The following is a 12,034-nucleotide window of genomic DNA, read 5'->3' on the forward strand; positions in this document are numbered from 1 at the left end:
GGACCACCAGGACGACGTGCATCGTCAGGACGGCCAGCCGATCGATGGCCAGGATGCCGCCAGGGCATGGCACCCAGACACCGCTGCGATGCCGCTGGCAGATGACCCGCAAGCGCCAGCGGATGCCAGTGCTCGCCGGCGCCGACCATTCGGCAAGGCGACCACCGGGATCCTGGTCCTGCTGCTGACCCTGATCGCCTGGATGGCCTACGGCCGCTGGATGCGCTCGGATGTCCCGCTGGCGCCCGAACCGGCCCAACCGGCCGCACTGGCCCAGCCGGCCGAGCCTGCAGCCACGGCTGATGCAGCCCAGGCCGATCCGGCCTCGGCTGCGGCCAGCCTCACTACGGCGCCGCCGCCGGCATCGGCCCAGATGGCGACCGCGAGCGCGGCGGCACCGCAGGCCTTGCCAGAGCCGACGCATCCGGAACTGCCCGCGATCGACGCCGCACCTACTTTGGCCAGCATGCCGAGACCCGGCACCGTTGAAGCCGGCGCGGCGGCACTCACCGACGCCCAGGACCAGCGCCTGGATCGCCTGGAGTCCCAGCTCGCCCGCATCGAAACGCTGCTGACGCAGCGCACTGCGAACCAGGCACCGCCTACCGCCGCTGCCGCCGTTGCGGCCACACGCCAACTGGTCCGGCCCCGCGCTCCAGCCGCCAAGCCTGCCGCCGCTGCTCCCCCAGAGGCTCCGAAGCTCGCCGGCCAGCTGCTGTCGGTGGACATTTGGGACGGGCGTCCTTCCATCGTCGTGGGCACCGGCGAGACCGCGGACCAGCGCGTGCGGGTGCTGCAACAGGGCGACTCCTACAACGGCATCACCCTCAAATCCATTGACGTGGCCGCGCGCCGCGCCACGTTCGACGTGGGCCAGGGCCGTCTGGTCCAGCTGTCGGTGGAGGGCCAATGACCATGCAAGGGATGCACTCGATGGCGACCATCGCTCACTGGTCCGTGGCTTGCCTGATCGCACTCGGCGCCACCACAACCTCGCTGGCCCAGCCAAAGACCCAGCAGCAGCGCACGCAGGAGGTGACGAGCCAGCGAGGCGGCGCCGACCGTGCGGGCACGGTGCTGGACGAGAGCGACCAGCTCATCGCCTCCATCTGGGGCCTCTCAAGCGAGGAGATGCTGCGCGCCAAGGTCCTGCTACAGGGGCCTCGCAAGTCGTTCTCCGTGGAGAACCTCTCGCCCGTCGAGGCGCTGGGCATCCACGCCCGCAGCGATGCGGAGCGCCGCAAGTACGCCGAGATGTTCGCGCGCACCTTCCACGCGGACGTGGAGCGCTCGCTCGCCTGGAATGCCGCCTTCACGGAGGCCATGGCCCGGATGTATCCCAATGAGCCTGTCATGGACTTCAGCGGCCAGGCCAAGGTGGCCGCGCCCATCGGCACGGCGGACGTGCTCAATGTGCCTCGCTCCCTGGTGGTCGATACCGCGCCAGGCGCCAGCGCACCGAAAGCGGCAAAGGTCCGCTGATGCAGACGATGCTGCCACGCCGATCCATGGTGCTGGGTTTGCTGGCGGGCATGCCCGCTTGTGTCAGGTGTGCAGAGCCCAACGGCCCATGGTTGCCCTACCGGCTCGAGGATGTGAAGCGGATCGAGCCGACAGGCGCGCAGATCTCGCGCACGCCGACCGCTGCGATGCGCCGCATCGAACCCGTAGTACAGGACATGTTCTCCGCATCCATGGTGCAGAGTCACCCACCGAAGGCCTACGCGGTCACCGCAGTGCGCATGGGCGTCCCGCCCTGGCTGCTCTTCGGCGTCGCCCTGCAGGAGTCCAAGCTCAAGTTCGGCGAGCGCACCCTGCCCTACCCCTGGACGCTGTGCGTGCGTGGACAGGGAATGCGCTACGCCGACTACCCTGAGACGCTGGCCGCACTCAAGGGCTTCATCGCCCGCCGCGTGACCAACATCGACATCGGCGCGATGCAGGTCAACTGGCACTGGCATGGCGACAAGCTCCAGCAGCCCGAGCGCGCCCTCGATCCCTACCCCAACCTCGCCGTGGGAGCGCAGATCCTGCGGGGCCACTTCGAGGCGGGCGGCAACTGGCGCCGCGCCATCGCGCTCTATCACACGGGCTCGGACAACACCCACGAGACCCTCGCGCGCGGCGCGCGCTATGCCGATCAGGTACTCCAGCGACTAAGGCGCATGGGCGTGCCCGTGTCTGCGCTGCTGCAGAGCGCTCCGCGTCTGGCCTTGGGAGGCTCGCATGCGCAGGCTTGATGCAATGCTTTTGGCTTCAGCAGTGATGTGGACCGCTGCTGCGAACGCCGGCCAGCCTGCACTGCAACAGATCCATGGCAGCGATGCCACCGTGCCGGTGGCGCCCTACTTGGCCGCGCTCGTGGGCGGCGAAGAGCAACAAGGCGTGATGCAGGGCATGGCGTTTCCGCTGCGCACCAGCCTGCGCCAGGGCGTGCTGGCGATCGAGGGCATCTCCGTGTTCAACGCCCGCTGGATGACCCAACCCATCGCGGTGATGGGCACCGACTGGACATCGCTGCAGTGGCTGCATCTGCACCAGGACCGTCTGCGCTCGCTCGGCGCCTCGGTGGTGGTCGTCGCAGCCGGCAGCGAGGACGAGTTCAAGGCGCTGCAGCGCACCGCAGCCGGCGTGCCGGTCGCGCCCGCGCAGAGCCCATGGCTGGAGTCCCGCATGCGTGCAGCTAGCGTTGCCATCTACCCCGTCCTCATCGGCCTGGATGGCCGGGCGCGCCAGATCATCTTCGACGGGGCCGAGGACGATCTCGGGAAAGGCACGCCATGAAGAACCACGCGGTCCTGGAGGCGCTGCTGCGCCCGCCCATCGAGTTGTGGAGCGTGGCCATGGCCTGGGGCGTGGCCCTGGTGGCCATCGTGGCGCCCTGGGCCCTGATGATGCCGCCCCTGCTGGGCTGGGTGGCGGCAGTGATCGCCTTCGCGTTCGGCTACCTGCGCTTGGCGCAGGCGCTGCAGATCCTGCGCTACCAGCACTTCATGAAGTACTACAAGGTCACCCGCATCTCGCCCTCCAAGATTCCGGTGGGCAAGGACGAGTACTACCTGGGCGAGGGCTTCGAGTGGACGCAACTGCACACCCAGCGCAAGCGCGATGCCACGCGCACGGAAGCGGAGCCGTTCGTCAAACCCAGCGCCTCCGAGATCGCCCGGCGCCGCTGGGGCACGAAGCTCAATGCCGAACTCCAGGCCAGGCTGCACACGCAGCCTTCCCAGCCGGGTCAGCCTTCCCAACCCTCCAAGCCGGGCCAGTTGGGCCAACCCACGGCGCTGGTGCGTGCCCTCGCGGGCGCGCTGTCCAGCGAGGCCTGGTTCAACCCACTGCGCTCCCATCCCGACCTGGGCGGCTCGCCCATCCTGCACGGCGTGGGTGCGCTGCAGGAAGGCCCCGTCAAGATGCGCCAGTCCTCGCGCTCCGGCCACATGATCGTCATGGGCACCACGCGCGTGGGCAAGACGCGCATGCTGGAGATGTTCGCCACCCAGGACATCCACGCCGGCCACGTGACCATCGTGATCGATCCCAAGGGCGATGCGGAACTCATGCTGCGCCTGTATGCGGAAGCTGCCCGCGCAGGCCGGCTGGACCAGTTCTACCTGTTCCATCTGGGCTACCCCGAGATCTCCGCGCGATACAACGGTATCGGCAATTTCGCGCGCATCACCGAGGTGGCCACGCGAGCGACCAACGCCCTGCCGTCCTCCGGCAATTCGGCCGCGTTCAAGGAGTTCTCCTGGCGCTTCACCAACATCGTGGCGCAGGCCCAGGTGGCGCTCGGGCGCGTGCCGACCTACGAGACGCTGCTCAAGGACGTGACCGGCATCGACGGTCTGTTCATGGACTACGCCCGCATGATCTTCACGCGCCTGGCGACGCAAGGGCAGCACACCGACTGGGAAAAGCGGGTCGCCGCCCTCGAAGCGGTCGTTGGCACCAAGAATGGTCCGGCCGTGCCGCGCAGTCTGGCCGACCGCACGCCCGATCTGGTGGCGATGTTCCTCTGGATCAGAGACTCCAAGGTCGAGGACACCGTACTGCGGGGTCTCGCAGCCGCGTTCAGCTACGAACGTTCCTTCTACGAGAAGATCATCGCCAGCCTCGGGCCGTTCCTGGAAAAGCTCACCACCGGCGCCGTGGGCAAGCTGATCTCCCCGGACTACTTCGATGCCAGCGACAAGCGGCCGGTCTTCGACTGGATGACCGTGATGCGCCAGGGCGGCATCGTCTATGTGGGCCTGGATGCCTTGTCCGACTCGGTGGTGTCCTCGGCCGTGGGCAATTCCATGCTGGCCGACCTCGTGAGCGTGGGCGGCAAGCTCTACAAGACCGGGCTTGATCCGCACCACCCGGAGGGCAAGCTGCAACTGCCCACCGTGTGCTGCCACTTCGATGAGGTCAATGAGATCGCGGGCCCCGAATTCGTGCCCATGGTCAACAAGCTGGGCGGCTCGGGCTTTCGGATCACGGCCTACACGCAGTCGATGTTCGACATCGAGGCGCGCGTGGGCGACAAGGCCAAGGCGGGGCAGATCCTGGACAACTTCAACCACCTGGTCATGCTGCGGGTGCGCTCGGTCACCACGGCCAACCTGCTGGCCGAGCAGGTGCCGCAGGTCGAGGTCGTGCACCTCACGCCCATGTCCGGCGTCACCGACACGGCGGCGCAGGGCACGGGCGTGGACTTCACGTCCCGCAACGACGACATCGTGACCACCACCAAGGTGGCGATGATCGAGGCGGCCGACCTTCTGAGCTTGCCGCAGGGCCAGGCGTTCGCGCTGCTGGAGGGCAACCGGCGCTTCAAGATTCGCATCCCGCTGGCGGACTCCACCAACGATCCGTTCGTTCCCGAGTCGCTCAAGAAGGTGGCCAGCGACATGCGCAACCGCTACCGCACCAGCGAGCAATGGGCCAAGGAGACGGACTGGATGGGCGACTGGATGGCCGCGCAGCCGTTGGGCGCTGCGGCCGCGGACCTGATCGCCACCGACCTGGCGCAGGAGGACGCGGGTGCACATGAAACCGCTGTGAATGAGGCCGCGATGACCAGCACCGCCCTGGGTCAGATCATGAGGCATGGATCATGAGCGGCGCTCCTCCCAAGGGACCGGTGCGCCCTCGCACGCGCGGCCCCGTCGAACTCGCGCTGGAGATCGGCATCGGCCTGACCTTCGTGGCGCTGTTCTCCTGGTTCGTGGGCATCCTCATCGAGATCGGCGGGATGTACTGGCTCTGGAAAGACGAGGGTGCGGGCCATGCGCGCACGCTGGTGGAGCAGGACCTGGGCTACATCGCCGCCGCGCCGCGCAGCCTCCTGGTGCCCGACACGGTGGCGTTTTCCCGGCAGATCGTGCGATGGGTGCAGATTCCCTACGAGCGGCTCGGCGTGCTGCGCTGGTATGCGCGCTTCAACGGTCCGCAGGTGGCAATCGGGCCCACGCCATCGCACGCCACCGCCGCAGTCGGTGGCAATCCGCGGGAGGGCAGTCCCTTGTCCAAGGGGGTGGGCCAGGTCAGCCGCTCCATGGGCAAGCTCCTGTCGCAATGGGCGCTGGTCTCGATGTACGTCGCGCAGGACGTGCTGCTGCGCATGTCGGTGGCGCTCTTCGCCCTGCCCGCCTTCGTCCTCGCCTGCCTGGTGGGGGCCGTCGATGGCCTGGTGCGACGCGACCTGCGCCGCTGGGGCGGGGGGCGGGAAAGCTCCTTCGTCTACCACCACGCCAAGCGCTACACCGCCTGGTCGCTCACCGGCGGCTTTGGCCTCTATCTCACCTGGCCCTTCGGCGGCTTCAACCCCGCCTACATGGTCCTCGTCTTCACCGTGCTCGTCGCCGCCACCCTCTCGACCACCGTGGCGGCATTCAAGAAATATGTCTGAACCCATCAGGAGAACCATGATGCAATCCCCGCCCTCCCACGAAACTGGCCAACGCTGCCGCCGTGCTTGGCTGATCGCCCTGCTGCTGGCGGCGTGCGCGGCCGCAACCGCTCCCGCGCACGCCGGCGACGAGGACACCGAGCGAGAGCACCTGGCGCGCATCGCGCACGAGATCGAGCGCGTGCAGGCCATGGTGGCCACCGCCGCGCAGGATGCGCCCACCGGCCAGCGCGTCAAGTTCCGCTATGACTGGCTGACCAGTGACTTGCAGATGCTGCGCGAGGGCATCGAGCGGCACACCGACACCCCGCGCCAGCCACGGCCCGTGGCACCGCTGCGCGGCGACTACCGCCAGTGAGTCAGGTGACACCATGAACCAGACCATGCGCGAGGCCTTTCGCACCGGCTCGGGCGCCGATCCCGCGGCCTTCAAGACCACGCTCACGCTCATCGTGAGCGCCGTGGTCCTGACCTTCTTCGCCTGGACCGTGATGCAACTCATGGATGCCTACCGCCACGAGCGCGTGACCGCGGTGCAGGCCACTATCGCCGGCGTCAAGGCCATGGTGCTGCTCTCGCTCGTCTTGTACGTCGTGGTCTAGCCGCGACCGTTGCCTCACGGACATTGCTTCGCCCATGCCCATCACTCCAAAACCGTTCACAGAAGGAACCATTCCCATGCCATCGTCCCGACTTCAACGCCTGCAGGCGCTCGCTCGCAACACCCTCTCCCTCGCCCGGGACCGCGCAGCCCGTGCACTGCTCGCGCCATCGGTCGCCCTGCTCTGCACCCCGGCCCTGGCCGCCTTGCCCAACGTGCATAAGCCGACCGAGGCGATCGGCGGCGGCACGGTCGCCGAAGGCGATTGGCTGGGGTACTTCGGTGCGTATTTCAAGGCTGGGCTGACCATTTTGGGCCTGGTGCTTGCGGCCGTCGGGCTGGTCGCCGTGGTGGCCGGTGCGCTTGCCAAATGGCGTGCTTATTCCGCTGGCAAGGCCGACATATCCGACCTGAAGGAATACTTCATCATGGGTGCGATCTTCGCGGTCATGCTGGTCATGCTGGTGACCCAGGCGCTGGAAGTGCTGAAGTGATCGGGCCGGGACCACGACACCATGCCACGCAGATCCCTAGGCACCGCGGACGCTCCGTCAGCCACGCCACACACCTTGCAGTCGCCAGCGCGCGGTGCCCCGGTCACGGACCGTGTCAACGTGGAACCGGCCATCCTGAACGGCATCACCGTGACCGAGGCCAAGGTCATCGGCCTGCTGGCGCTCGCCGTCTTCCTGCTCATTGGCTCCATCGTCGCCGCGTTCACGGGCCTGTGGCAGGTTCTGGGCATGCTCGCGCTCTTCGGGCCGCTGGCGGTGCTGTGGTTCTCCTCGACCTGGCTGGCGCGCATCAAGCGCGGCCGGCCCGATGGCTATTACACCCAGTACCTGCACTTGTGGGCCGCCCGCAGGGGGTTCGCGAGGTGCCGCTTCATCGAACACGAGGGCTGGTGGGACCTGGGCCGGTCCTTCGAGGGCTCGCTGGCTTCGCCCCTGCAGCTGCGCAGGGAAGCGACTCCCGCCGCGCGCAGCCGATCCTCATCCGAAAGACCTGACTGAGCCCACCCCCATTCCCATGAATCCCTACCTCGACGCCCTGGCTTCGGCCCGGGCACAGAACGCCACGCTGCGCCACGCGATCCTCATCGTGGCCGCCATGGGCGCCCTGGGCATGTATTACGCCCACTCCATGCCCAAGAACCTGGATCTGCACCTGGCGCCCAACGTCAAGGCCGGCGACAGCGTGCACGTGGAGAGCGGCAACGCGCCCGTGCCCGACACCAACGTCTATGGCTTCGCTTACTACATCTGGCAGCAGGTCAACCGCTGGCAGGCCGATGGCGCCAAGGACTATGGCTCGCAGATCTTCGCCCTGCAGGCCTTCGTGACGCCAGCCTGCCGGGCCCAGCTCGAAGCGGACATGCAGTCGCGCTACAACAGCGGCGAGTTGCGCTCGCGCACGCGGCAGATGACGGAGATCCCAGGCTTCGGCTACTCCAGCGCCCGCGTGGTCGCTGACGGACCCGACGCCTGGACCGTGCTGCTGGACATGCAGCTCATGGAGAGCTTCCGGGGCCAGAGCGTCAAGGACGCGTTCATCCGCTACCCGCTGCGCATCGTCCGCTACGACGTGGACCGTGAGAAGAATCCCTGGCGCATGGCCATCGACTGCTACGGCGCCAACCGTCCGGCGCGCCTGGAGATGAGCGAGGTGCAGGCAGTGCGCAGCGGCCAGGCCGCGCCTAAGCTGCCCACCACCCTCACCCCCGCGGCCCTCCCGCGCACGGCCGACCAGCGTGTGGACCCCAACAGTCCCCAAGCCACTCCCCTGCAGGCCCAGGGCGCCTCGGCGTCCGCATCCGCCGGTGCCGCTGCCAACACATCCACTCCTTCGTCCAGCCCTTCGCAATGACTGCTCACCGGACCATGCACCGCTTCACCTACCGACTCTCCGCGCTGGCTGCGGTCGCGGCCGCCTCGATGCTGCCCTGCCTGCTCCAAGCGCAGGAGGTCCGCCAGCTCTCCCTGGCCAACGTTCCACCGGACATGATCGATGCCGGGCCGCAAGGCACTCCGCCAGGGAGCGGCAAGCCCGCCGGCAGGAACGATGTCGACCTGGGACAGGATCTGTCTCCCGAGGGGACCAGCCCGCAGCCTGGGTCTGTGGGAGCCGCCTCGCCCGCGCGGGCTGCCGCCCAGGCAGCGCGCGCATCGTCATCCCCGTCCCGCACGCGCCGCCCACCCGCCACGGGCGCTGCCGCCCGCGCCGGCGTGGAGCGCGCCGTCTTCGAGCGCGCGCCCATCGCCGTACCCCTGCCCGTGGGACGTGAGCGGCTGATCACGCTGCCGGCGCCCGCCGCCCTGCATGTCCCGCGCGACATGGAGTCGGTGGCCCGCCTGGAGGTGATCGACCGCACGCTGTATGCCACCGCCCTCGTCCCCTTCACCACGTTGCGCATCGTCGCGGAATTGGTGGACAGCGGCCAGCAGATCCCGATGGATCTCGTTGCGGGCGATAGCACTTCCGCGGCCACGTCCGAACTGGAGGTGTTCGTGGTCGAGCCGGGCAAGTCCGGCCCCGCAGCAACCGCCACCGCCGGTGCCGCAGGGGGCGCCACCGCGGCCAAGGAGGCCGAGCCGGAGCAGCCCGCGGCCGACATGGTGCAGCTCACCCGCTACGCAGCTCGGATGCTCTATGCCCCACGCCGCCTGGCCTACGACCTCCCCGGCGTGCGCCAGGTGGAGGTGGGCACGCAGCCCGTCACCGGCCTGCTGCGTGGCGCCCTGGTGGAGGCCGCGCCCCTGGGCCAATGGCGCTCGGGCAACCTGTACGTGACGGCCGTGCGCGTGACCAACCGGGCGAGGACTCCGCTGGAATTGCCGCTGGAGGACCTCCGGGGGCGCTGGATCTCCGCGACCGCGCAGCACGGGCGCATCGGCCCGGCCGGCAGCGACTGGGACACCACCGCCCTGTACCTGGTGTGCGAGCGCGCCTTCGAGGCCTGCCTGTAACAGGAGAGCGAGCCCATGGCCACCACCAGCAACAAACTCATTCCCGTCCTGGGCACCGTCGGCGCCGCCGTCATCATCGGCGTGCTGTACCAGCAGTTCTCCGGACCCGCCCAGCCGAAGGCGGACGCCCCCATGAAGGCCGTCCCCGATCCTGCCAGGGCAAAGACCGCCCTCCCCAAGGCCGCCGGCGCCGACAACGACACGCCGGCCGAGACGCTCGCCACCGTGGTGGCCAGCAACACGCAGTTGCGCCAGGACGTGGCCAAGATCATCGAGACCAACAACCGCCTCACCGAGGAGAACCGGCGCTTGGGCGGTACCGGGGGCGCGGGCACCCAGGGATCGTCCAACAACCCGAGTGCCGCGTCCGTGCCGGCACCACAAGCCACGGGCAATTCCAGCACGTCCGCCACGGCCATCGATCCCCCCGCCGCCGACAAGTCCGTGCTGGGCAACGCGATCGACACCGCCGCCGAGGCGGCGGACACGCTCATGAAGGGCCTGCCTGGTTCGCCAAGTTCGTCCAGCCCGTCGACCACGCGCGGCCCGTCCACGGGATCGCAGGCCGTGCCAGGCTCGCGTGCCGGTGCGGCGGGCTGGTCGGATGCCGGTGCCGCCGCGCAGGCTGATTCGGCCGCCGGTGTGGTCCAGTACAAGCTCATGACCCCCATGGGCTACGTCGCGCACGTGGACCCGGCGCGGGGATCGGGCGCCGTGGTCACGACGCGGTTCGTGCGCACCACGCAACCGAGCGGCGATGCCGGCACCACGGGGCCGGCCGGGCCCGCCACGCAGGCCGCAAGAGCCGCCGCGCAGAGGGCCGAGGACATCCCCTTCTTCACGCTCCCCGAGAACTCCACGCTCGCAGGCGTCACCGCCATGACCAGCCTCATCGGCCGGGTGCCCATCGATGGCCGGGTGACGGACCCCATGCAGTTCAAAGCCATGGTCGGGCGCGACAACCTCGCCGCCAGCGGCTGGGAGCTGCCGCCCGACATCGCCGGCATGATCGTCACGGGCGTGGCCATCGGCGACATGGCGCTGTCGTGTTCCGAGGGCAAGGTGCGCTCGATCACCTTCGTCTTCAACGACGGCACCGTGCGCACCGTGTCCTCCCGCAACCGGGGCGGCGGGATCTCCACGGCAAGCGGATCGGGCGGCTCACCCGGGGGCGACATCGGCTTCATCTCGGACCTGCACGGCAACCCGTGCATCCCGGGCAAGTTCGTGACCAACGCGGCGAGCTACCTCACCGACATCAGCATGCTGCGCGGCATCGGCGTGGCCGGCCAGGCCTTCGCCGACGCGCAGCGCACGCAGCGCAACAACAACGACGGATCGACGTCCTCCTCGATCACGGGCGACCGGGGGCGCTTCGCCATGGGCCAGGCCGTGAGCGGCGCCACCGACGAGGTGACCCAGTGGATGCTCCAGCGCCTTCGCAACAGCTTCGATGCCGTGATCGTGCCCTCGGGTGCGCAGCTCGTCATCCATCTGGACCAGGAGATCCGCCTGGACAAAGCCGTCAACGCCCGCCGCCTGGTGCATCGCCAGCAGGGCGGCACCCAAATCGCACGAGGAGAACGCCATGGTCTCGAATGACCCGATCCCAACGACATCACGTCTGATGCCCGCAGCCTTGCTGTCCCTGGCCCTGCTGGGCTCCGGCTGTTCGGTCACCGGCAACCGCGAGTCGCCCATCAACGAGGTCACCCGCGGCAGCCCGACCGTCCTGGACATCTACCGCGGCAAGGCCGCGCCGAAGGAGGACGAGGGCGCACCCCTCGCTCGCACGCGCACCGCGCAGGACCGCCTGCGGGAGGACTCGCCCGCCAGGCCCATCGCCGCTGGCGATGCCGACACGCGCCGCTACTGGTCCGCCCTGGAGCCCATGCGCCAGCGATTTGCCCGCGTGCCCAACCCCGATCTGGTCATGGTGGTCTATCCGCACCTGGCGCGCGGCACCTACCCGGTGCCGGGTTACGTGACCACGTTTCCGATGTACGAGCAGACGTTCTACGCGCTGCCGGGAGAGGTCGAGCAGGACCTGCAGGTGGGCCGTGCCCTGCGTCCGGACGCGGGCGCGACTACAGCCAAGAGCACTCGCTGATTGCCTCAAGGCCGATAACACCAAGGCCGTTTTCACCGAGCCCACCACGAAGAACCTCCGATCCATGCTCCTCGATCTGATCCGACCCAAGCGCGCGCCCGGCTCCCCTGCCGAGGGCGCAGCCGCGACCACCACCGCCTCATCCGCCTCCAATGGCCAGACGGTGGCGCAGCGCCGGCGCATGGCCCTGCGCCCGCCCTCCTTCACCGACATGCTGCCCTATGTCGCCTACGAGAGCGAGGACAAGGTGTTCGTGCTCAAGGACGGGGCCACCCTCGGCGCGATGTTCGAGCTGTCCGCCATTCCGACCGAGGCTCAGGCCGCGCACGTGCTCGCCGAACATGCTCTCAAGGTGCAGGAAGCCCTGCAGGCGCTCCCCGAGTCGGACGCCTCCCCCTGGATCGTCCAGTTCTTCGCCAGCGACGACCGCAATCTCGGCCCTTTGGCGGGGGTGCTGCGTGACT

At 68.8% G+C, this 12,034-nt stretch carries 15 protein-coding genes; all 15 read left to right on the plus strand.

Annotation, left to right across the window (positions count from 1 at the left end; all coding sequences use genetic code 11):
- Positions 1-913, plus strand: a 913-nt coding sequence (locus AVMA1855_RS25840; protein ID WP_284427899.1) for a hypothetical protein, incomplete at its 5' end; no start/stop codon positions are given.
- A gap of 20 nt (positions 914-933) precedes the next feature.
- Positions 934-1,482 carry a hypothetical protein gene (locus tag AVMA1855_RS25845; RefSeq protein WP_272552775.1) on the plus strand — a complete coding sequence of 183 codons (549 nt, stop codon included), beginning with the start codon at positions 934-936 and terminating at the stop codon, positions 1,480-1,482.
- Entirely contained in the window at positions 1,482-2,240 is a 759-nt protein-coding gene (locus AVMA1855_RS25850; protein WP_284427900.1) for a transglycosylase SLT domain-containing protein, read from the plus strand. The genes AVMA1855_RS25845 and AVMA1855_RS25850 overlap by 1 nt, the downstream gene beginning before the upstream one ends.
- Before the next feature lie 4 nt (positions 2,241-2,244).
- Complete coding sequence (locus AVMA1855_RS25855; RefSeq protein ID WP_284427901.1) at positions 2,245-2,784, plus strand: DUF2859 domain-containing protein; 540 nt, start codon at positions 2,245-2,247, stop codon at positions 2,782-2,784.
- The gene (traD, locus tag AVMA1855_RS25860; RefSeq protein ID WP_284427902.1) at positions 2,781-5,102 is read left to right on the plus strand and encodes a type IV conjugative transfer system coupling protein TraD; all 2,322 of its coding nucleotides are present in this window, start codon (positions 2,781-2,783) and stop codon (positions 5,100-5,102) included. The genes AVMA1855_RS25855 and traD overlap by 4 nt, the downstream gene beginning before the upstream one ends.
- Positions 5,099-5,893, plus strand: coding sequence for a DUF4400 domain-containing protein (locus AVMA1855_RS25865; RefSeq protein WP_284427903.1), 795 nt, complete (start codon positions 5,099-5,101; stop codon positions 5,891-5,893). Before traD ends, AVMA1855_RS25865 begins: the two co-directional genes overlap by 4 nt.
- A gap of 19 nt (positions 5,894-5,912) precedes the next feature.
- Positions 5,913-6,251 (plus strand): integrative conjugative element protein, RAQPRD family, encoded by a 339-nt coding sequence (locus tag AVMA1855_RS25870; protein ID WP_284427904.1) that lies wholly within the window; start codon positions 5,913-5,915, stop codon positions 6,249-6,251.
- A 13-nt stretch (positions 6,252-6,264) separates the two neighbouring features.
- The gene (locus tag AVMA1855_RS25875) at positions 6,265-6,495 is read left to right on the plus strand and encodes a DUF3262 family protein (protein ID WP_284427905.1); all 231 of its coding nucleotides are present in this window, start codon (positions 6,265-6,267) and stop codon (positions 6,493-6,495) included.
- A gap of 76 nt (positions 6,496-6,571) precedes the next feature.
- Positions 6,572-6,988, plus strand: coding sequence for a TIGR03745 family integrating conjugative element membrane protein (locus AVMA1855_RS25880; RefSeq protein ID WP_284427906.1), 417 nt, complete (start codon positions 6,572-6,574; stop codon positions 6,986-6,988).
- A 21-nt stretch (positions 6,989-7,009) separates the two neighbouring features.
- Positions 7,010-7,507 (plus strand): TIGR03750 family conjugal transfer protein, encoded by a 498-nt coding sequence (locus tag AVMA1855_RS25885; protein WP_284427907.1) that lies wholly within the window; start codon positions 7,010-7,012, stop codon positions 7,505-7,507.
- A gap of 16 nt (positions 7,508-7,523) precedes the next feature.
- The gene (locus tag AVMA1855_RS25890) at positions 7,524-8,360 is read left to right on the plus strand and encodes a PFL_4703 family integrating conjugative element protein (RefSeq protein ID WP_284427908.1); all 837 of its coding nucleotides are present in this window, start codon (positions 7,524-7,526) and stop codon (positions 8,358-8,360) included.
- Positions 8,357-9,460, plus strand: coding sequence for a TIGR03749 family integrating conjugative element protein (locus AVMA1855_RS25895; RefSeq protein ID WP_284427909.1), 1,104 nt, complete (start codon positions 8,357-8,359; stop codon positions 9,458-9,460). The genes AVMA1855_RS25890 and AVMA1855_RS25895 overlap by 4 nt, the downstream gene beginning before the upstream one ends.
- A gap of 15 nt (positions 9,461-9,475) precedes the next feature.
- A complete protein-coding gene (locus tag AVMA1855_RS25900; protein ID WP_284427910.1) occupies positions 9,476-11,062 on the plus strand; it encodes a TIGR03752 family integrating conjugative element protein in 1,587 nt (528 codons plus the stop codon).
- A 25-nt stretch (positions 11,063-11,087) separates the two neighbouring features.
- Positions 11,088-11,570 carry a TIGR03751 family conjugal transfer lipoprotein gene (locus tag AVMA1855_RS25905; protein ID WP_284427911.1) on the plus strand — a complete coding sequence of 161 codons (483 nt, stop codon included), beginning with the start codon at positions 11,088-11,090 and terminating at the stop codon, positions 11,568-11,570.
- 64 nt (positions 11,571-11,634) lie between these two features.
- Positions 11,635-12,034, plus strand: a 400-nt coding sequence (locus tag AVMA1855_RS25910) for a TraC family protein (protein WP_284427912.1), incomplete at its 3' end; no start/stop codon positions are given.

It is taken from the genome of Acidovorax sp. SUPP1855, from assembly GCF_030158955.1.
GTDB lineage: Bacteria > Pseudomonadota > Gammaproteobacteria > Burkholderiales > Burkholderiaceae_C > Paracidovorax.